The sequence below is a fragment of the Blastococcus sp. SYSU D00669 genome, assembly GCF_054050715.1.
The window spans coordinates 1-19852 of record NZ_JBJGZV010000005.1; the positions used below are offsets into that span (position 1 = coordinate 1).

The window sequence follows — 19852 nt, forward strand, 5'->3', positions numbered from 1 at the left end:
CACTCGCCCGGCTCCGCGGGGGGCCACCGCGCGGCCCCCCCCGCCGCGGGCGCCCGCCCACCCCCCCCCCCCCGCCGCGCGCCCCGCCCCCCCCGCCCCCCGCGCCGCACAGCAGCACCGCACCGGCCGCCGCGACCGCGCGCGCGAGGGCGACGCGCTCGCCGAGGCCCGCGGCCAGGTCGTCGCCGAGGGCGAGCGAGTTGAGGCTGCGCGCCGACAGCAGGCCGACCAGGAAACCGGCCGCGAGGAAAGGCATAACCGGGGTGATGGACCCGAAGGTCGCCCCACCCACGCCGCCGACCTGCCAGGACTGGACGCTGGCGGCGATGTCGCCGCGCGGGAGGGCGACGGCGGTGACGAACGACGTCAGCGCCGCGGAGGTGGCGGACCCGGCCAGCGCGAGCTTGAGCGGGGTCGCGCCGCCCCGCCCCAGCGAGCCGACGCCGTAGACGAACACGGCGGCGACCGCCGCCCCGAGGATCGCCGTCCAGATGATGCTGGTCGCCGAGAACAGCCCGAACCAGGCCAGGCCGGCGACCACGGCCAGGGATGCGCCCATGTTCACGCCGAGGATGCCCGGGTCGGCCAGCGGGTTGCGGGTCACGCCCTGCATGACGGCGCCGGAGACCCCGAGCGCCGCACCGACGAGCGCCGCCAGCACGGTGCGGGGGATGCGCTTGGTCACCGCCGCCTGGCCCAGGTTCTCCGACGAGCCGCCGAGGGCGGCGAGGATGTCGGACCAGCCGACCCCGCGGGACCCCACCGCCACCGAGGCCGCCGTCAGCAGGGCCAGCAGGGCCAGGACGGCCAGCAGCCACAGGAACCGGACCGACCCCGGGCGTCGCGCGGGGGCGACGTCCGGGGTCGGGAGGGAGTCGACCGGGGTCACGGGACGGTGATCACGCGGCCTTGTCGGCCGCCTCGGCCAGCATGGCCAGGTAGTCCTCGAGCACCCAGGAGATCGCCAGCGGGGTCGGGTTCGCCGCGGTGCCCAGCGGGGTGTCGGGCAGCAGGACGATCGCCCCGTTGGCGACGGCGGGGATCTGGGACAGCAGCGGGTCGGCGTTGAGCGCGTCGACCAGCTCCTGGTCGCCGTAGGTCACGATGATGTCCACGTCGTCGAAGACGTCGACCTGCTCCGCGCTCACCGTGCCCGAGAACTGCTCGGGGTCGGTCGAGGCGGCGGCGATGCTCTCCGGCGTGCTCAGCCCGAGGTCCTCGAAGAAGGCGCTGCGGGTGTCGTGGGGCGTGTAGAAGCTGACCTCGCTGAGGTCGGTGGTGTCCACGTGCGTGAGGAACATCGTCGCCTTGCCCTCCAGCTGCGGGTGCTGCGCGACGGCGTCGGTGATGTCCTGCTCGATGCTCGCGATCAGCTCCTCGCCCTCCTCGGCCAAGCCCATGCCGGCGGAGTTGATCTCGATCATCTCCCGCCACGGCGTCGCCCACGGCGCCTCCGGGTAGGCCACGACCGGCGCGATCTCGCTGAGGGTGTCGTAGTCCTCCTGGGTCAGGCCCGAGTAGCCGGCGAGGATGACGTCGGGGTCGGTGTCGGCGACCGCCTCGAAGTCGATGCCGTCGGTCTCGTCGAAGAGCACCGGCTCCTCGCCACCGAGCTCCTCGAGCTCCTCGGCCACCCACGGCAGCAGGCCGTCGCCGTCGTCGTCGCCGAAGTTGGCGGCGGCCATGCCGACGGGGACGACGCCGAGGGCCAGCGGCACCTCGTGGTTCGCCCAGTTCACCGTGGCGATCCGCTCGGGCTGGGCGTCGATCGTCGTCGTGCCGAAGGCGTGCTCGACGGTGATCGGGGTGAAGTCCCCGGAGCCCTCCGCCTCGTCCTCGGCGGCCGAGGACGAGCCACCGCAGGCGGCCAGCCCGCCGGCGAGCAGGGCGGCCGTGGAGAGTGCGACCAGTCTCGGTGCGCGGCGCATGGTGTCCTTCCAGGTAGGAGTGCGGCGCCGCGGTGTCGGGCGACCGGGGCGAGCCTAGGACTAAGGCTTGGCTAACCGAACTTAGGGTCCACTCACCGACCTGTCGATCACGGCCGGCTCACGGTTGGGGAGGATGCGTCCGTGCGTGCGGTGGTCAGCCGGGTCGGGTCGGCGTCGGTGACGGTCGATGGCGCCGTCGTGGGCGAGATCGGCGCCGGGCTGCTGGCCCTGGTCGGCGCCGGCCGCGGCGACGACGCCGACCGGGCCCGTGCGCTCGCCCGCAAGATCCACGAGCTGCGGGTGTTCGCCACCGACGAGGGCGCGCGCTCGGCGGCCGACCTCGGCCGGCCGGTGCTCGTGGTGAGCCAGTTCACCCTCTACGCCGACACGCGCAAGGGCCGCCGTCCCTCCTGGGACGCCGCCGCCCCCGCCGAGGTCGCCGAACCGCTGGTCGACGAGGTGGTGGCCGAGCTGCGCCGCCGGGGCGCGCCGGTCGCCACGGGCGTGTTCCGGGCGTCCATGCAGGTCAGCTCGGTCAACGAGGGGCCCATGACCCTGCTGCTGGAGACCTGAGGAAGAAACGTCGGCGCGCCGACGTTGCGCCGTGAATCACACGGGTATCACTCCCGTGACGGAACCCACGCCTGTGCTTTCCCTGTGATTCACGCCCTCGTGGAACACGGGGGCCGGTGGCCGCCGTTGGACTCGGCGTACCACACCGGAACGAGAGCCAGGTACCGGGCCCGGCGATCCCGGGTCCGGGGACCACGACGAACGGATGAGCCTGCGCCACGGCGGGCAGTGCATCCGACCTGAAGGCAAGGACGAAGACCCATCGTGACGCTGTTGCAGTCTTCCCCCAACGACACCCTCGAGGTGCGCTCGCCGCGCCGGGAGTCCGACACCACCGGGCTGGTGTCGACCGACCTGGTGCGCGTGTACCTCAACACCATCGGCAAGACCGCTCTGCTGACCGCCGAGCAGGAGGTGGAGCTGGCCAAGCGGATCGAGGCCGGGCTCTACGCCGACCGGCTGCTCGCCGAGAAGAAGCTGACCCCTGCCCTGCAGCGGGACTACCGGGCCCTGGCCATCGACGGGAAGGCCGCCAAGGCGCACCTGCTCGAGGCGAACCTGCGCCTGGTCGTCTCGGTGGCCAAGCGCTACACCGGCCACGGCATGACGTTCCTGGACCTGATCCAGGAGGGCAACGTCGGCCTGATCCGCGCGGTCGAGAAGTTCGACTACACCAAGGGCTTCAAGTTCTCGACCTACGCCACGTGGTGGATCCGCCAGGCCATCACCCGCGCCATGGCCGACTCCGGCCGCACCATCCGGCTGCCCGTCCACCTGGCCGAGCAGGTCAACAAGGTGGTGCGCACCCGCCGCCGGATGCACCAGGAGCTGGAGCGGGAGCCCACTCCCGAGGAGCTCGGCCTCGAGCTCGACATGCCGGAGGAGCGGGTCACCGAGCTGCTGGAGTACAGCCGCGACCTGGTCAGCCTCGACCAGACCGTCGGTGCCGACGAGGAGTCCCGTCTCGGTGACTTCATCGAGGACGCCGACGCCGCGGTGGCCGAGGACGCGGTCGCCTTCCAGATGATGAAGGGCGACGTCCGCACCGTGCTGTCGACGCTGGAGGACCGGGAGCGCGACGTCGTCGTCCTCCGGTTCGGCCTGGACGGCGGCCAACCGCGGACGCTGGAGCAGATCGGCAAGCAGTTCGGTCTCTCCCGCGAGCGGGTGCGGCAGATCGAGCGCGAGACGATGGCCAAGCTGCGCGACCCGCAGCGGGCCGACGCCCTGCGCGACTACCTCGCCTGAGACGAGGCCCCCCAGGGGGCCGCTGACGAGCCGGGCCCCGGCAGGGGCCCGGCTCGTCGCGTCTGCAGGGCCGCCTGCGTGCGGCTGCGGACGCCGAGCTTGGCGAAGACGCTGCCGACGTGGTGCTCGACGGTGCGCTTGCTGAGGACCAGCCGTTCGGCGATCTCGCCGTTGGACAGCCCCGCGGCGAGCAGCTCCAGCACCTCCCGCTCGCGCCGCGTCAGCGGGCCCGGGCTGCGCGGCGACGGTGCGGTGCGCACCCCCGCCCGGCGCAGCAGCCCGGCGACCCGGTCCGCCTCCCCGCCGGCGCCGAGGTCGTGGAACACCCGCCAGGCCGTGGACCACTCGGCCACGGCCACCTCGGGCGAGACCGGCGCCAGCGCCCGGCCGAGCGCGACCCGGCACCGCGCCGCGTCCCACGGCAGCCCGGCGCGGGTGAACCGGCTCAGGGACGCCTCCAGGTGCGCGACCGCGCCGTCGGCACCCTCGGCCGCGAGCAGCAGGCCGCTGACCAGGTCGGCGCGGGCCTGCACGTGCGCCAGCCCGGTGCGCGCGGCCAGCGACCGCAGCCGCACGGCGCAGTCGCCGGCCTCGGCCGGACGGCCCGCGGCGGCGTGCAGCTCGGCCAGCAGGCCGACCTCCTCGTACCCGAGCACCTCGGCCGGGAGCTCGTCGACCGCCCGCCGGAGCACGGTCGCGGCGAGCTCCGCCCGGCCCTCCGCCAGGTGCAGCCGGGCGAGCGGGACCGCGGCCCGGCGGTCGCCCGCGGCGCCGTCCAGCAGCGCCGAGGCCTCCTCGAACCGTCCCTGCCTCGTGCGCAGGTCGGCCAGCCGCGCCGCCGCGGCCCCCCGCAGCGCGCGGAACCCGGACTCGTGCAGGCGCAGCGAGGTGGTCAGGTCCCGCTCGGCCTCGGTCCACCGCCCGGCCGCGGTCAGGACGCCGCCGTGGTGCATCCGGCAGACGGCCGGCACCCACAGGTCGTGCGAGGCGCGGCCGGCGGCGTCGGCGACGTCCACCCACTCCTGCGCGCGGCGCACGTCGAGCACCAGCTCGCAGCAGACCAGCATCTTGCAGTAGATCTCGCCGACGACCAGGTGGTCGCGGACCTCCCCGCTGGTGGCCGCGACGACCGCCTCGTCCAGCCGGCGCATGCCGTCCGCCACCCGGCCGTCCAGCACCAGGCCCGCGCCCTCGTACGCCAGCGCGCAGAACTGCAGGTCGGCGTCGGCGCAGCGGCGGGCGATCGCGGCCGCCGTCCGCACGTGGCCGGCGACGGCGGCCGGGGACTCGGTGGTCATGGCCTCGGCCAGCTCGACCCAGCCGCGCTCCGGGCACTCGCCGGCGTCCTCGGCGAGGCTGCGCGCACGGGCGAGCCAGCCGCCGGCGGCGGTGCCGTTGCCGTGCACCGCGGCGTGCAGGAACGCCAGCTCGCGCCCGGCGATGAGCGCGGGCCGGCGGACCTCGCCCCGGGCGCGGTAGCCGGTGAAGGCCCGCTCGTAGGACCGGACGGCGGAGGTGAAGTCGCCGGCCCACTCCTCGGCCCGGGCCAGGCCGTACCAGGCGTCCGGGGAGTCCTGCTGCCGCAGGGCGCCGGCGAACAGGCCGCGGGCCGCCGCCCAGTCGCCGCGCTCGAGGGCCGCCTCGCCGTCGGTCAGGAGCCCGGGCTCCGCCGCCATGCGCCGAGGATGCCACCGGCGTCGCGGGGGCGGACGCGCTCCGTGCACGGGTGCGCAGATGGGTGCGCGCACCCATGTGCGCGGCGTCGGCGATCGCCATCCTCGGCGTCGTTCCCGACGAGGAGAGGGCGCGATGAGCACGGAGACCTTCCAGATCCCCGCCGAGGCCGCCGAGCTGTACGAGGCGCGGTTCGTCCCGGCGATCTTCGCGGAGTGGGCGCCGCTGCTGGCCCACGCGGCCGGCGTGCGGCCGGGGCAGGCGGTGCTGGACGTGGCGTGCGGCACCGGCGTGGTCGCCCGCGCGGTCGCCGACCTGGTGGGCACGGAGGGCCGGGTCGTGGGCCTCGACCTGAACCCGGCCATGCTGGACGTCGCCCGCCGCGTCCGGCCCGACCTGGAGTGGCGGCAGGGGGACGCCGCCGACCTGCCGTTCGCCGACGGCAGCTTCGACGTCGTCCTGTGCCAGATGGCGCTGATGTTCTTCCCCGACCGGGCGGCGGCGCTCGGCGAGATGGCTCGGGTGGCGCGGCCGGGCGGCGTGGTCGGGGTGTGCGTGCCGGCCGCGCTGGACGACCAGCCGGCGTACGGGCCGTTCGTCGAGATGGCGGTCGACGTCGTCGGGCCGGCGGCCCGGTCGCTGCTCGGCAGCTACTGGTCGTGCGGCGACGCGGGCGAGCTGGTGCGGTGGTTCGCGGCCGCCGGCCTGCCCGCCGCGACGGTCACGACCCGGGTGGGGACGGCGGCGTTCGGCTCACCGGAGGAGCTGGCGGCCACCGAGGTCGACGGCTCGCCGCTGCGTGCGCGGATCAGCGCGGACCAGCACGCCCGCATCCTGGAGCGCAGCCGGGCGGTGCTGGCGCCGTTCACCGGGCCGTCGGGCCGGGTGGCCGCGCCGCTGCGCTGCCACCTCGTGGTGGCCGCGGCCCGCTGACCGTCACACCGGGTTGCGCAGGCGGCGCGGGCCGGGGTCGACCCGGCCGGACGGCGGGCCGACGCGGATGCCGCCGCCGGCGACCACCAGCGAGCGACCGCCGTGCCACGGCTCGGCGGGGCCCACGATGACCGGCTCGAGGGTGAGGGTGAGCACCTCCGGCAGGTCGTCGGCCAGCCGCGCGACCCGCAGCAGCAGCTCCTCCAGCGCCCGGGTGTCGACCGGCTCGGAGCCGCGGTAGCCGTCGAGCAGCGGCCAGGCGCGCGGCGCCCGCACCAGCTCGGCCGCGTCGAGGTCGGTGAGCGGCAGCGTGCGGTAGGCGCGGTCGCCGAGCAGGTCGGTGGCCACTCCCCCGAGGCCGAAGCTGACCAGCGCGCCGAACGAGGGGTCGTCGACGATGCCCACGACCGTGGCCACCCCCGGCGCGGCCATCTCCTGCACGATCACCGGGTCGCCGGCCGGGATGGCGGCGTGCGCGGCGCGGACGTCGTCGGCGTCCTTGAGGTCGAGCCGGATCCCGCCGAGGTCGGTGCGGTCGCGCAGCCACGGCGCGGTGGACTTGAGGACGACGGGGTAGCCGATCTCCTCCGCGGCGGCGACGGCCTCCTCCGCGGTGCTCGCCCGCCGGCTGCGCAGCAGCGGGATGCCGTAGGCGCCGAGGACGGCGAGCGCCTCCTCGTCGGTGAGGTCGCGGCCCGCCGGGCCCTCGGCCAGCACGACGCGGACCACCGCGCGGGCGGCGGCCTCGTCGACGTCGGGCAGCTCGGGGATCTGGCCGACCGGCCGCTGCCGCCAGCGGGCGTACTCGGTGACCATGGCCAGGGCGATCACGGCCCGCTCGGGCGTGGAGAACGACGGCACCGACCCGCGGGCCGGCATGCCGCCCTCGTCGAGGACGGCGAGCTCGGGCGGGATGCCCTCGGTGGAGAGGAAGGTCGCCACGATCGGCTTCGTCGAGCCGGCCGACACGTCGCGCAGCGCCCGGCCCATCGCCTCGGCGCCGCGGACCTGCGGCGGCAGGTAGACGGCGACCACCGAGTCGACGCCGTCGTCGTCCACGGCCGCCTGGAGCGCGGCCCGGAACGCCTCCGGCCCGGCGCTGGTGCCGATGTCGACCGGAGCGCCCTCGGCCAGCTGCAGCCCCTCCTCCAGCACCGCGTCGGCGACGAGCACGCCGAGCGCGGTGGAGTTGCCGACGACGGCGACGCGGCGGCCCCCGGGCAGCGGCTGGTGCGCCAGCAGCGTGCCGACGTCGAACAGCTGGGCGACGGTCTCCACCCGGATCACGCCGGCCGAGGCGAACAGCGCCGCCACCGACTGCTCGGGGACCTGCACCGACGTCCCGGCCAGGCCCGGGGCCATGCCGACGTGCCGGCCGCTCTTCACCGCGACCACCGGCTTGGTGCGGCCGACCCGCCGGGCCAGGCGGGCGAACTTGCGCGGGTTGCCGAAGCTCTCCAGGTGCAGCAGCACGACCTCGGTGCTGGGGTCGGTGGCCCAGTACTGCAGCAGGTCGTTGCCGCTGACGTCGGCGCGGTTGCCGGCCGAGACGAACGTGGACAGCCCGATGCCGCGGCTGCGGGCGCGCTCGAGCAGGGCCACGCCCAGCGCGCCGGACTGGGCGAAGAACCCGACCCGGCCGCGGCCGGGGACCATGGGCGCGAGGCTGGCGTTGAGCCGCACCGCCGCGTCGGTGTTGACCACGCCCAGGCAGTTCGGCCCGACCACGCGCATGCCGGAGGCGCGGGCGGCGGTGACCAGCTCGCGCTGGGCCACCCGGCCCTCCTCCCCCGCCTCGCCGAACCCGCCGGACACCACGACCAGGCCGCGCACCCGCTTGCGCCGGCAGGCCTCCACCACGCCGGCGACCTGCTCGGCCGGGACGGCGATGACGGCCAGGTCCACGTCGTCGGGGATGGCCTCGACGTCGGCGTAGGCCGGGACGCCCCGGACGTGCCGGGCGCCGGGGTTGACCGGGTAGACCGGGCCGTCGAAGCCGTAGCCGAGCAGGTTGCGCAGCAGGACGTTGCCGAGCTTGCCCTCGTCGTTGCTGGCGCCGACCACCGCGACCGAGGACGGGGTGAGCAGTCGGCCGATCGAGCGGGACTCGCTGCGCTGCTCGCGCTCGTAGGCCACGGCCAGCGCCGTCTCGGTCTGCGCGATCGGGAAGGTCAGGTGGACGACGCCGTCCTCGTACTCGCGGCGGGGCTCGTAGCCGGCGTCGAGGAAGACCCGCACCATGCGGCTGTTCTGGGCCAGCACCTCGGCGACGAACTTCGCGACGCCGCGCTCGCGGGCCGCCGCCGCCAGGTGCTCGAGCAGCACCGAGCCCAGGCCGCGGCCCTGGTGGGCGTCCTCGATGAGGAAGGCGACCTCGGCCTCGTCGGTGCCGGGCAGCCGGTCGTAGCGGCCGACGCCGATGACGTCGCCGCCGAGCACCAGCACGAAGGCCACCCGGTCGACGTGGTCGACGTGGGTGAACCGGTGGAGGTCGCGGTCGGAGAGCTTCTTCATCGGGCCGAAGAAGCGGTAGTAGCGGGTCTGGTCGGAGCTGCGCTCCATGAGCCCGACCAGGCCGTCGGCGTCCTCGGGGGTGATCGGCCGCAGGTGGGCGGTGCCGCCGTCGGCGGCGATGACGTCGGCCTCCCAGTGGGCCGGCGGCGGCGCGGGCGGGACGTCGGGGGGCGCGGTGGTGGTCTGCTCAGTCACGGGGGTCGTCCGGGTCCAGGCCGAAGTAGGGGAAGCTGGCACGGCGGGTGCGCAGGATCGCGCGGTCGACGCGGGACTCGGTGAAGGGGTCCCAGGCCGCGAAGCCGGTCCAGCCGCCCTCGGTCATGTGCGTCGGCGGACGGGCCCGCAGCCCGCGGCGGGCGACGTCCTCCCGCCAGGACTCCGGGATCTCGGTGGCGGGGTCCAGCGGCACGCCGCCGGCGACCGCGAGCAGGTGCGTCCAGGCCCGGGGGACGCAGCGGACCAGGCCGTACCCACCACCGCCCAGGGCGATCCACCGGCCGTCGCAGAGCTGGTGCGCCAGGTCGTGCATCAGCCGGTAGCTCGCCCGCTGGCCGTCGACGGTGAGCCCGAGGTCGGCCAGCGGGTCCTCGTGGTGGGCGTCGCACCCGCACTGGCTGACCAGGATCTGCGGCTGGAAGGCCTTGAGCACGCTCGGGACGACGGCGCTGAACGCGCGCAGCCAGCCGGAGTCGTCGGTGCCGTTGGGCAGGGCGAGGTTGACCGCGCTGCCGAGCGCCGTGGAGGGGTCGCCGGTCTCCTCGGGGAAGCCGGTGCCGGGGAAGAGGGTGAGCGGGGTCTGGTGGACGCTCACCGTGAGCACCCGCGGGTCGTCGTAGAACACCGTCTGGACGCCGTCGCCGTGGTGGACGTCGACGTCGACGTAGGCGATCCGCTCGTATCCCCGGTCGAGCAGCCAGCGGATCGCGATGGCCGCGTCGTTGAAGACGCAGAACCCCGAGGCGCGGTCGGGCATGGCGTGGTGCAGCCCGCCGGAGATGTTCACCGCGTGCTGGGCGCGGCCCTCGTGCACCAGCTCGGCGGCCCGGACGCTGCCGCCGGCGATGAGGGCGGCCGCGTCGTACATGCCGTCGAAGATCGGGTTGTCGGCGGTGCCGAGGCCGTGGCCGACGTCCGGGTCGGCGGGCGCGCGCTTCACCGCCTCGAGGTACGCCGGGTCGTGCACCAGGGTGAGCAGGTCGACGCCGGCCGGGGTGGGCCGCACCACGTCGACCCGGTCGGTGGAGAGGACACCGAGGGAGTCGGCCAGCCGCATCGTGAGGTCCAGGCGCACGGGGTGCAGCGGGTGCTCGCCGCCCATGGTGTAGCCGAGCAGGGCGTCGTCCCAGACCACGGTCACCGCGTCGCTCATCGGGCCTCCTCGCCAGGACGCGCCGGCGGCCGTTCGCCGCCCCCGCCGCCTTCGGACGCTACCTGCTCCGCCGAGTGCGCGACGCCGCACCGACCACCCGGTCGGGGACCCCGCCGCGGGCGCCGGAGTCCGTAGAATTCGAGGCCGGACACGGAGGAGCTGCTTGTGAACGACCTCATCGACACCACGGAGATGTACCTCCGGACGATCTTCGAACTGGAGGAGGAGGGCATCACCCCCCTGCGCGCGCGGATCGCCGAGCGCCTCCACCAGAGCGGTCCCACGGTCAGCCAGACGGTCGCCCGGATGGAGCGCGACGGGCTGCTGCGCGTGGAGGGCGACCGCCACCTGCAGCTGTCCGACAAGGGCCGCGCCCTGGCCACGGCCGTCATGCGCAAGCACCGGCTGGCCGAGTGCCTGCTCGTCGACGTGATCGGCCTCGACTACGCCGACGTGCACGAGGAGGCGTGCCGCTGGGAGCACGTCATGAGCGAGGCGGTGGAGCGCAAGCTGCTCACCCTGCTGGGCAACCCGACGGTCTCCCCGTTCGGCAACCCGATCCCGGGCCTGGACGCGCTCGCCGGTGAGTCCCCGCTGGGCGGCGAGACGTCCACGGTGCTCGACGCGCTGACCCTGCTGTCGGTGACCGCCACCGCCACCGGCCGGCCGGTGACCATCGCCCGGATCAGCGAGCAGCTGCAGGACCCCGAGACGCTGCGCGTGTTGGACGAGCGCGGCGTGCGCCCGGGCGCCTCGATGACCGCCCGCCTGGTCGACGGGACGGTCACCCTCGACGACTACCCGCTCCCGCCCGGCGCCGCGCAGCACCTGTTCGTGCGGGCCGAGGACGAGGACCTCACCCCGCAGGAGGCCGCCGCCGCGCTCTGAGGCGGTACCCCCGGCCGGACGACACCCCGAGAGCCGCGGTCTCCGCGGGGCCGCGGCTCTCGGGGTTCCGGGGACCGGGCTGCGGGCACCGCTGACGGAGGCCGTCGCGGGCGCCGGGCCGGGCGGTCCCGCCGTCGAGGTGGAGGCGGCGGTCGCCGAGCTGCCGCGCGACGCGTGCACCGGGAAGCTGCGCCGGTTCGTGACCGCGGTGGTGAGCACCCCCGGAGGGCGGGGTGGGTGCTCCGGCGGTGCTCACTACGGTGGATCCGTCGATCCCCGCACGTGAGAGAAGGCGACCCGTGAGCCAGGCCGACGCGCCCGAGACCGCCGCCGAGACGCCCGCCCCCAGCCCGTTCCACCGGCTCGCCGACTTCGTCGCGCTCCCGCGCATCGGCGGGCTGGCCCTCTCCCGGGACGGCCGCCGGCTGGCCATCTCGGTGCAGACGCTGGATCCGGAGGGGAAGAAGTGGCAGTCGGCGATCTGGGAGGTCGACCCCGAGGGGCGGGGCGACGCCCGCCGGCTGACCCGCAGCGCGCCGGGTGAGTCGTCGCCCGCGTGGGCGCCCGACGGCTCGCTGCTGTTCACCTCGGCGCGGCCCGACCCCGGTGCCGCGAACGGGGACGGCGAGCCCAGGGCGGCGCTGTGGAGCCTCCCGTCCGGCGGCGGTGAGGCCCGCCCGGTGCTGACCCGCGGCGCGGGGATCGGCGGCTTCGCCGTCGCGGCCGACAGCGGCGACGTGGCCGTGGTCGTCCCGACGATGCCCGGTGCGGTCGACGGGGAGGGCGACGACGCCCGGCGCAAGGAGCGCAAGGACGCCGGGGTCTCCGCCGTGCTGCACGAGAGCTACCCCGTCCGCCACTGGGACCACGACCTCGGCCCGGCCGCGCCGCACGTCCTCTGGCTGGGCCCGGTGCCGGCCGAGCCGACGGCCGGGAGCCCGGTCGAGGCCCCGGAGCTGCGCGACCTGACGCCCGACGCCCGGCCCCCGCTGGGCAGCGGTGACGAGATCGCCCTCTCCCCCGACGGACGGCTGCTCGCCCGCAGCGAGGACGTGCCCGACGGGCCGGCGGGGCGCCGGCTGCGGCTGCTGCTGACCGACACCTCCACCGGTGCGGCGCGGGTCCTCGTGGACGACGCGCTGGCCGACGTCTACGGCGCCCGCTTCTCGCCGGACGGCAGCACCGTCGTCTGCGTGCGCGAGGCGATGTCGACCTACAGCGAGCCGCCGGACTACACCCTGCTGCTCGTCGACGTCGGGACGGGGCGGGCCACCGAGCTCACCGAGGGCTTCGACCGCTGGCCCAGTGCACCCCAGTTCAGCGCCGACGGGTCGGCCGTCTACTTCCTCGCCGACGACGACGGCCGGCACGCGGTGTTCCGCGTCGGCCTCGACGGCGGGCAGCCGGTGCGGCTGACCGGCGACGGCGCCTACAGCGACCTGCAGGTCGCCCGCGACGGCAGCGCCCTGTACGCCCTGCGGTCGGCGTACGACTCCCCCGCCGTGCCCGTGCGCCTCGACCCGGCGGCGGAGCGGCAGGACCCGGTCGTGCTGCCCAGCCCGGGTGCGGTCGGACCGCTGCCCGGCCGGCTCGAGGAGGTCGAGGCCACCGCCGCCGACGGCTCGCGCGTGCAGTCCTGGCTGGTGCTGCCGGAGGGCGCCTCGGCGGAGAACCCGGCACCGCTGCTGCTGTGGATCCACGGCGGCCCGCTGATGAGCTGGAACTCGTGGTCGTGGCGCTGGTGCCCGTGGGTGCTCGCCGCCCGCGGCTACGCCGTCCTGCTGCCCAACCCGGCCCTGTCGCAGGGCTTCGGCCAGGACTTCGTCCGGCGCGGCTGGGGCGAGTGGGGCGGCGCGCCGTACACCGACCTGATGGCCGCCGTCGACGCCGCCGAGCAGCGGCCCGACATCGACGAGACGCGCACCGCGGCGATGGGCGGCTCCTTCGGCGGCTACATGGCGAACTGGGTCGCCACCCAGACCGACCGGTTCAGGGCGATCGTCACGCACGCCAGCCTGTGGGACCTCGACGCCTTCACCGGAACGACGGACGCGGCGTACTACTGGGAGAAGGAGTGGGGCGACCCGCTGCGCGAGCCCAAGCGCTACGAGCAGAACTCGCCGCACCGGTTCGCCGACGCCATCCGGACGCCGATGCTGGTCATCCACGGCGACAAGGACTACCGGGTGCCGATCGGCGAGGCGCTCCGGCTCTGGTACGACCTGCAGAAGCGCGGGATCCCGTCGAAGTTCCTGTACTTCCCCGACGAGAACCACTGGGTGCTCACCCCGGGCAACGCGGCGGTCTGGTACGAGACGGTCATCGCCTTCCTGGCCGAGCACGTGCTCGGCCAGGAGTGGCAGCGCCCGCAGCTGGTCTGACCCCGGCTCAGCCGGCACGGCGGAGGTCGTCGACGTCGGCCCGGGTGGCGACGATCAGGGCGCGGAGCTCCTCGGGCCGGACGCAGGCGGCCAGGCCGGAACGGAGGAGCCGCGCCAGGTCGTAGTCCTCGTCGTGGTCCAGGGCGTGCTCCAGCGCGATCGCGGCCATCGCGCCGTCGCCGCGCAGCCAGGCGCTGACCGCGGCCAGGGTCGCCGGCGGCGCCGCGAGCGGGAGCGGTGCGCGGCGGGTGCACTCGGTCCACAGCGACTCCGCCGCGGCGGCGTCCGCGCCGAGCGCCAGCCCGAGCGCCCGGTCGCGGACCGCCCGGTGCTGGAGGGCGCACAGGACCTCCGCCAGCTCCCCGGGCCGCAGGGGCGCCGGCGCGGCGCCGTCCCGGCGGGAGCTCAGCGCCCGCTCGACGGTGGCCCAGCCCTCCTCGCGGGCGCGTCCCCGGTCGGCCGGGGTCATCGCCAGGTACGCGGCCCGCACCGCCTCGACGTCGAGGCGGTCGAGGGAGCGCAGCCGGGTGGCCAGCTCCCCGCGGCTCTGCGCCACCACCTGGCCGGTCACCACGGAGGCGGCGGCGAGCGGGCTGACGCCCGCGGGCAGCGGCGTGCCGGCGCCGGGCGCGCAGCAGGGATCGGGGCAGTCGTAGGACCACCACCGCCCGTCGCGGACCAGCAGGAGCTCGCGCACCGGGATGCGCGCGGCGGCGAGGGTGAGGACCAGCTCGTGGACCAGGGGGCGGTGCGGCAGGTCGGGGTGGGGCTCGTCCGGCGCCTCGGACACGATGGCGATCAGCACCGCCTCGGGCGCGTCGGTGGCGATCCCGCGGGCGATGGCGCCGGCCAGCGGGACGGCGTGCTGCGGGGGCGGGATGTCCATCCGCACCGTCATCCCCACCCGGCCGCCGGACTCCCCGCCCAGCCCGACGACCACCACCGACTCCGCCGGCCGAAAGCCCAGCAGGTGCGGGAGCCCGGCAGCGATCTCGCCCGGGTCGGTGAGCCGGACCTCGTACTCGTGCTCGTCCATGCCGAGGACCGTGCCCGTCCGCAGCCCGCTTCGAGGGCGTTCGAGCGGATCTGTGGACAGCGCCGCCGGCTGTGGACGGCGGCCGGCGGTCAGGCGGACGGCCGCCCTACCGTGCGCCTCAGTCGAGCGCCTCCGACTGCGTGTCGTAGGCCTCCTGCAGGAGGGCGGTGAAGGATGCGGGGTCCAGTTCCTCGTCCCAGGACATCTGGGCGAGCCCGAGCACGCGGTCGCCGTCCTGGGCGACCCCCACCAGCTTCGTGGCGTCCCACGTGCCGTCCGGCCGCTCGCCGGAGATCGTGACCCGGAAGGCCGCCATGCCGTCCGGCACGTCCAGCTCCTCGATGCTCACGCTCGACGGCCCGTACCCGTCGTCGTCCTCCCCGCGGTCGAAGGTGACCGACCGGCACGCGTCCACGACCGTCTGCACCTGGGCCAGCACGTCCATGGAGGCGTCGGCGGTGGCCAGCACCTCGAACGTGCGCACGCCGTCGGCCCGGGCCACCTGGCCGACCGCGTCCTGCACGCCCGACACGAGGGACGCCGCCTGCTCGAGCGCGGTGCCGCACTCGCCCGGCGCGACCGGGTCCTCGGCGTCGGCGTCCGCGTCGCGGTCGTGCCAGGGAGGCCCACCGCGGTCGCCGTCGCCGAACGGGAGGCCGTCGAGCGGGAACCGGTGCACCTCGGCGCCTTCGCCGAACGCGGTGTCGGGCAGGAGGCCGTCGGCCAGGGGGGAGTCGTCGGCGGACGGTTCGTCGGCCGGCTCGTCGGTCGGGGTGGCGGACTCGGTCGCGGCGGCCGGCACCGTCCGGGTCGGCGTGGCGCCGCCGCAGCCGGTCAGCGCCAGGCCCGCGAGCAGGCCGGCCCCCAGGACGACAGCGGAGCGACGGTTCGGCAGCGCGCGGCGCGGCATGGGACGACGGTAGGACGGTCTCCGGCCGGCGCACAGCACCTCGGCGGGATTCACAGCACCTTGCCAGGTGCGTGCGGGTGGGCTCAGAGCTCGTACTGGACCGCGCTGCGGGTGGCCACCCACGGCTTGACGTGCTCCTCGATCACCGCGAGGTGCACCGGGTCGGCGGCGTAGCGCCGGTAGGCCCCGACGTCGGGGAAGTCGGCGACGAGCGCGGTGTCGGCGTTGCCCTCGCGCAGGCCGGCATCGTCGCCGACGGCGAACGCGGTCATCCCGCCGACGTCCTCGGGCAGCCGGCGCAGGGCGGCGAGGGTGGCCGCCCGGCGCTCGGCGTCGGCGGCGTCGGACCAGGTGAAGAGCACGACGTGGCGGAGCACGGGCACAGCCTGTCAGGTCGGGTCGACCGGCGGGTGACAACGGCTGGTTAGAGTCCCGCCCATGGGACGGTCGTTGCGCATCGCACTGCTGTCCTACCGGAGCAAGCCGCACAGCGGGGGCCAGGGCGTCTACGTGCGCGCGCTCTCCCGCGAGCTGGTCGGGCTCGGCCACCGGGTCGAGGTGTTCAGCGGCCAGCCCTACCCAGAGCTCGCCGACGGCGTCCCGCTCACGCCGGTGCCGAGCCTCGACCTCTACCGCGAGCCCGACCCGTTCCGCACGCCCCGGCCGTCGGAGTTCCGCGACTGGGTCGACGTCGCCGAGTGGGCCACGATGTGCACCGCGGGCTTCCCGGAGCCGCTGACCTTCAGCCTGCGCGCGGCCCGCCTGCTGCTGCGCCGCCGGGCCGAGTTCGACGTCGTCCACGACAACCAGTCGCTCGGCTACGGGCTGCTGCGGCTGCCCGGGGCCGGCCTGCCGACGGTTGCCACCGTCCACCACCCGATCGCGATCGACCGCGCCCTCGAGCTGGCCGCCGCCCCGACGTTGCGCCGCCGGCTCACCCTGCGCCGCTGGTACTCCTTCACCCGCATGCAGGCCCGCGTCGCGCAGCGGCTCGACGGGCTGACCACGGTGTCGGAGAACTCCCGCCGCGACATCGAGACGCACATGGGCGTGCCCGGCGCCGGCATCGAGGTGATCCCGGTCGGCATCGACCCCGACGTGTTCACCCCGCCGCCGGCCGACCGGCCGCGGGACCCCGGCTCGATCGTCGTGATCACCAGCGCCGACGTCCCGCTGAAGGGGCTGGTGCACCTGCTGGAGGCGGTCGCGAAGCTGCGCACCGAGCGGGCCGTGCGGCTCACCGTCGTCGGCACCGCCCGCCCGGGCGGCCCGGCGGCCGCCGCGCTGGACCGGCTGGCCCTGCACGACGCCGTGCGGTTCACCGGCTTCCTCCCCGAGCCCGAGCTGGTGGAGCTCCTGCAGTCGGCCGCGGTGGTGGCGATCCCGTCGCTGTACGAGGGGTTCTCGCTCCCGGCGATCGAGGCCATGGCCTGCGCCACCCCGCTGGTCACCACCGACGCCGGGGCGCTGCCCGAGGTCGTCGGCAGCAAGGCCGGCCTGCGGGTGGGGGCCGGCGACGTCGGGGAGCTCACCTCCGCCCTCGCGCTGGTGCTCGACTCCCCCTCCCTCGGCGAGCAGCTCGGCCGCGCCGGCCGCCGGCGGGTCCTGGAGTCGTTCACCTGGCGGGCCACCGCGCAGCGCACCGCCGACTGGTACGCCGAGGTGCTGCGCGCGAGGGGCAGCACGTGCTGACGATCGACTACGACCGGCTCGACCTGCGGCCGGGCATGCGGGTGCTCGACCTCGGGTGCGGCGAGGGCCGGCACGCCTTCGAGGCCTACCGCCGCGGCGCCCACGTCGTGGCCGTCGACTGGGGGCGGCACGAGGTCGAGACCACCAAGCGCTGGCTGGGTGCGATCGCCGAGGCCGGCCAGGCCCCGGCGGGCGCCCGTGCCGAGGTGGTCCGCGGCGACCTCACCGCCCTGCCCTTCCCCGACGCGAGCGTGGACCGGGTGATCGCCTCGGAGGTCCTCGAGCACATCCCCGACGACGCCGCCGCCTTCGCCGAGATCGCCCGCGTGCTCGCCCCCGGCGGACGGGTCGCGGTCACCGTCCCCCGCTACGGCCCCGAGCGCGTCTGCTGGGCGCTGTCCGACGCATACCACGCCAACGAGGGCGGCCACGTGCGCATCTACCGCGGCGACGTGCTGCGCACCCGGCTGCTCGCGGCGGGTCTCACCCCCGGCGGCAGCCACCACGCGCACGCGCTGCACGCCCCGTTCTGGTGGCTCAAGTGCGCGGTCGGCGTCGACAACGACACCGCCGCCGTGCGCGCCTACCACCGGCTGCTCGTCTGGGACCTGGTGCGCCGGCCGTGGCTCACCCGCACCGCCGAGAAGGTGCTCGACCCGCTGATCGGCAAGAGCTTCGTCCTCTACGCGGACAAGCCGGCGCGCGAGCGGCCGGTGGCCGCCGCGGGCAGCACGGACGCGGAGCGGACCGCTGCGGCGCGCTGACCCCGGCGGCCTGCCCGACCTGCCGGGGGTGCTCGGCGCCGACCAGGTCCGCGCCACCGTGGCCGCCATCGCCGCCGAGCAGGACCGCGACGGCGCCCTCCCCTGGTTCCGCGGCGGCCGGCTCGACCCGTGGGACTCCGTCGAGGCGGCCATGGCGCTCGACGTCGGCGGCGAGCACGCCCGCGCCCGCGCGGCCTACCGGTGGCTGGGTGCCCGGCAGCGCCCCGACGGCTCCTGGGCCGCCGAGTACCGCGGCGGCGTCGAGACCGCCCCCGCCGCGGAGAGCAACCACGCCGGCTACCTCGCCGTCGGCCTGTGGCACAGCTGGCTGGTCAGCGGGGACGAGGAGCTGCTCGCGGAGCTGTGGCCGGCGGTCCGCCGCGGGCTGGACCTGGTCACCCGCATGCAGCTGCCGGGCGGCGCGGTCGGCTGGGCGTTGCGCCCCGACGGCAGCCCCGACGACGTCGCCCTGCTCACCGGCAACGCCAGCCTGTTCCAGGCCCTGCGGTGCGGCATCGCGCTCGCCGGGCTGCACGGCGAGGCCCAGCCCGACTGGGAGCTGGCGGTCACCGAGCTCGGCACCGCGCTGCGGGAGCGGCCCGAGGCCTTCGCCGACCGGTCGCGCTACTCGATGGACTGGTACTACCCGGTCCTCGGCGGCGCGGTGACCGGCGGCGACGCCCGCGACCGGCTGGCCGCCGACTGGGACCGCTTCGTCGTCCCGGGGCTCGGGGCCCGGTGCGTCGCCGACCGCCCGTGGGTGACCGGCGCCGAGACCTGCGAGCTCGCCCTGGCGCTGGCCGCCGCCGGGCAGCGCGACGCCGCGGTCGAGCAGCTCGCCGCCATGCAGCACCTGCGCGCCGACGACGGCTCCTACTGGACCGGCTACGTCTACCCCGACGACGCCCGCTGGCCGGTCGAGCGGACGACGTGGACCGCCGCGGCCGTCGTCCTGGCCGCCGACGCCCTCACCGGGGCCGGCGGCGGGTCGCGGCTGTTCACCGATCCCGGCGCGCTGCCCGCGCCCGGCGCCGCGGACGCCCCGCGATCGCCCGATTGGCTGCCGGGGAGGGCGGGCAGAGTCCTCCCGTGAGTTCCCGCACCGAGGTCGCCGTCGTCGTCGCCAGCCGCAACCGCCGGGAGGACCTGCTGGCCACGTTGGCGCGGCACGAGGCGCCGGTGGTCCTCGTCGACAACGGCTCGACCGACGGCACCGTCGAGGCGGTGCGGGCTGCCCACCCGCAGGTCGCCGTGCTGCCGCTGGAGCGCAACGAGGGCGCCCACGGCCGCACGCTCGGGGTCGCCCACGCCGGCGCGGAGTTCGTGGCGTTCGCCGACGACGACTCGTGGTGGGCCCCGGGGGACCTCGCCCGGGCGGTCGAGACGCTGCGCGCCCACCCGCGGCTGGCGCTGCTCAACGCCCGCATCCTCGTCGGCCCCGAGGAGCGGCTCGACCCGGTCTGCGCGGAGATGGCGGCCAGCGCGCTGGGCACGCCCGACGACCTCCCCGGCCCCGCCCTGCTCGGCTTCGTGGCCTGCGGCGCGGTGGTGCGCACCGAGGCGTTCGAGGCGGTCGGCGGCTTCGACCCCGTCGTCCGCTTCCCCGGCGAGGAGGAGCGGGTCGCGCTCGACCTGGCCGCGGCCGGCTGGGAGATGGCCTACGTGGACGACGTGACCGTCCACCACCACCCCTCGCCGCGCCGGGACGCCCCGGCGCGGCGGCAGGCGGCGATCTGGCGCAGCAAGCTGCTCACCGCGCTGATGCGGCACCCCGCCCGCGAGCTGCCGGGGCTGCTGCTCCGCGCCGTCCGGGCCGGCGAGCCGGGCCTGCGCGGCCTGGCCCGCGCCCTCCCCGACCTGCCCGCCGCGCTGCGCCGCAGGAAGCCGGTCCCCCCGGCCGTGTGGGCCGACGTGCGGCGGCTCGCCGGCGCGTGAGGCGCCG

General features: G+C 76.1%; 17 protein-coding genes. 9 read left to right on the forward strand and 8 right to left on the reverse strand.

What is annotated here, in order from left to right; translation table 11 throughout:
* Together ACI8AF_RS05415 and ACI8AF_RS05420 are read right to left on the reverse strand one after the other, a co-directional pair.
* On the reverse strand, window positions 1-889 hold an 889-nt coding region (locus ACI8AF_RS05415), incomplete at its 3' end, for a FecCD family ABC transporter permease (RefSeq protein ID WP_456538651.1).
* Between the two features lie 10 nt (window positions 890-899).
* A complete protein-coding gene (locus ACI8AF_RS05420) occupies window positions 900-1928 on the reverse strand; it encodes an iron-siderophore ABC transporter substrate-binding protein (RefSeq protein WP_456538652.1) in 1029 nt (342 codons plus the stop codon).
* A 141-nt stretch (window positions 1929-2069) separates the two neighbouring features.
* Between ACI8AF_RS05420 and dtd the strand changes: the two genes are divergently transcribed.
* Both dtd and sigB read left to right on the forward strand, forming a co-directional pair.
* Window positions 2070-2501, forward strand: a complete 432-nt coding sequence (dtd, locus tag ACI8AF_RS05425) for a D-aminoacyl-tRNA deacylase (protein WP_456538653.1) — start codon at window positions 2070-2072, stop codon at window positions 2499-2501.
* Between the two features lie 264 nt (window positions 2502-2765).
* Window positions 2766-3749, forward strand: coding sequence for an RNA polymerase sigma factor SigB (gene sigB, locus ACI8AF_RS05430; RefSeq protein ID WP_456538654.1), 984 nt, complete (start codon window positions 2766-2768; stop codon window positions 3747-3749).
* On the opposite strand, the gene ACI8AF_RS05435 is transcribed toward sigB, so the two are convergent.
* On the reverse strand, window positions 3737-5425 hold the full coding sequence (locus ACI8AF_RS05435) for a LuxR C-terminal-related transcriptional regulator (protein WP_456538655.1): 1689 nt from the start codon (window positions 5423-5425) through the stop codon (window positions 3737-3739). The two genes, sigB and ACI8AF_RS05435, sit on opposite strands and share 13 nt — an antisense overlap.
* A 133-nt stretch (window positions 5426-5558) precedes the next feature.
* Here ACI8AF_RS05435 and ACI8AF_RS05440 point away from each other — a divergent pair, with 133 nt between their 5' ends.
* On the forward strand, window positions 5559-6356 hold the full coding sequence (locus ACI8AF_RS05440) for a methyltransferase domain-containing protein (protein WP_456538656.1): 798 nt from the start codon (window positions 5559-5561) through the stop codon (window positions 6354-6356).
* A 3-nt stretch (window positions 6357-6359) separates the two neighbouring features.
* Here ACI8AF_RS05440 and ACI8AF_RS05445 read toward each other — a convergent pair whose 3' ends face one another.
* Both ACI8AF_RS05445 and ACI8AF_RS05450 read right to left on the reverse strand, forming a co-directional pair.
* The gene (locus ACI8AF_RS05445; protein WP_456538657.1) at window positions 6360-9065 is read right to left on the reverse strand and encodes a bifunctional acetate--CoA ligase family protein/GNAT family N-acetyltransferase; all 2706 of its coding nucleotides are present in this window, start codon (window positions 9063-9065) and stop codon (window positions 6360-6362) included.
* A complete protein-coding gene (locus tag ACI8AF_RS05450; RefSeq protein ID WP_456538658.1) occupies window positions 9058-10239 on the reverse strand; it encodes an acetoin utilization protein AcuC in 1182 nt (393 codons plus the stop codon). The genes ACI8AF_RS05445 and ACI8AF_RS05450 overlap by 8 nt, the downstream gene beginning before the upstream one ends.
* 165 nt (window positions 10240-10404) lie before the next feature.
* Between ACI8AF_RS05450 and ACI8AF_RS05455 the strand changes: the two genes are divergently transcribed.
* Entirely contained in the window at window positions 10405-11127 is a 723-nt protein-coding gene (locus tag ACI8AF_RS05455; RefSeq protein ID WP_456538659.1) for an iron dependent repressor, metal binding and dimerization domain protein, read from the forward strand.
* Between the two features lie 299 nt (window positions 11128-11426).
* Complete coding sequence (locus ACI8AF_RS05460) at window positions 11427-13508, forward strand: S9 family peptidase (RefSeq protein WP_456538660.1); 2082 nt, start codon at window positions 11427-11429, stop codon at window positions 13506-13508.
* Window positions 13509-13515: 7 nt separating this feature from the next.
* Here the strand turns inward: ACI8AF_RS05460 and ACI8AF_RS05465 are convergent, their stop codons facing one another.
* The 3 genes from ACI8AF_RS05465 to ACI8AF_RS05475 all read right to left on the reverse strand — a co-directional run bounded on the left by ACI8AF_RS05465 (window position 13516) and on the right by ACI8AF_RS05475 (window position 15831).
* Complete coding sequence (locus ACI8AF_RS05465; protein ID WP_456538661.1) at window positions 13516-14544, reverse strand: DUF4192 domain-containing protein; 1029 nt, start codon at window positions 14542-14544, stop codon at window positions 13516-13518.
* Window positions 14545-14662: 118 nt separating this feature from the next.
* A complete protein-coding gene (locus ACI8AF_RS05470) occupies window positions 14663-15454 on the reverse strand; it encodes a hypothetical protein (protein WP_456538662.1) in 792 nt (263 codons plus the stop codon).
* 83 nt (window positions 15455-15537) lie between these two features.
* Complete coding sequence (locus tag ACI8AF_RS05475) at window positions 15538-15831, reverse strand: Dabb family protein (RefSeq protein ID WP_456538663.1); 294 nt, start codon at window positions 15829-15831, stop codon at window positions 15538-15540.
* A gap of 61 nt (window positions 15832-15892) precedes the next feature.
* On the opposite strand from ACI8AF_RS05475, the gene ACI8AF_RS05480 reads away from it, so the two are divergent.
* The 4 genes from ACI8AF_RS05480 to ACI8AF_RS05495 are packed head-to-tail and all read left to right on the forward strand — an operon-like array spanning window position 15893 to window position 19845.
* A complete protein-coding gene (locus tag ACI8AF_RS05480) occupies window positions 15893-17146 on the forward strand; it encodes a glycosyltransferase family 4 protein (protein ID WP_456538664.1) in 1254 nt (417 codons plus the stop codon).
* On the forward strand, window positions 17140-17910 hold the full coding sequence (locus ACI8AF_RS05485) for a class I SAM-dependent methyltransferase (protein ID WP_456538665.1): 771 nt from the start codon (window positions 17140-17142) through the stop codon (window positions 17908-17910). Before ACI8AF_RS05480 ends, ACI8AF_RS05485 begins: the two co-directional genes overlap by 7 nt.
* A gap of 28 nt (window positions 17911-17938) precedes the next feature.
* Entirely contained in the window at window positions 17939-19003 is a 1065-nt protein-coding gene (locus tag ACI8AF_RS05490) for a prenyltransferase (RefSeq protein ID WP_456538666.1), read from the forward strand.
* On the forward strand, window positions 19000-19845 hold the full coding sequence (locus tag ACI8AF_RS05495; protein ID WP_456538667.1) for a glycosyltransferase family 2 protein: 846 nt from the start codon (window positions 19000-19002) through the stop codon (window positions 19843-19845). Before ACI8AF_RS05490 ends, ACI8AF_RS05495 begins: the two co-directional genes overlap by 4 nt.
* Window positions 19846-19852 lie beyond the last annotated feature (7 nt).

Coding starts and splice junctions, on each gene's coding strand:
- ACI8AF_RS05420 (WP_456538652.1), bottom strand. CDS start 1,928: ATGCGCCGCGCACCGAGACTGGTCGCACTCTCCACGGCCGCCCTGCTC.
- ACI8AF_RS05435 (WP_456538655.1), bottom strand. CDS start 5,425: ATGGCGGCGGAGCCCGGGCTCCTGACCGACGGCGAGGCGGCCCTCGAG.
- ACI8AF_RS05440 (WP_456538656.1), top strand. CDS start 5,559: ATGAGCACGGAGACCTTCCAGATCCCCGCCGAGGCCGCCGAGCTGTAC.
- ACI8AF_RS05450 (WP_456538658.1), bottom strand. CDS start 10,239: ATGAGCGACGCGGTGACCGTGGTCTGGGACGACGCCCTGCTCGGCTAC.
- ACI8AF_RS05465 (WP_456538661.1), bottom strand. CDS start 14,544: ATGGACGAGCACGAGTACGAGGTCCGGCTCACCGACCCGGGCGAGATC.
- ACI8AF_RS05470 (WP_456538662.1), bottom strand. CDS start 15,454: ATGCCGCGCCGCGCGCTGCCGAACCGTCGCTCCGCTGTCGTCCTGGGG.
- ACI8AF_RS05480 (WP_456538664.1), top strand. CDS start 15,893: ATGGGACGGTCGTTGCGCATCGCACTGCTGTCCTACCGGAGCAAGCCG.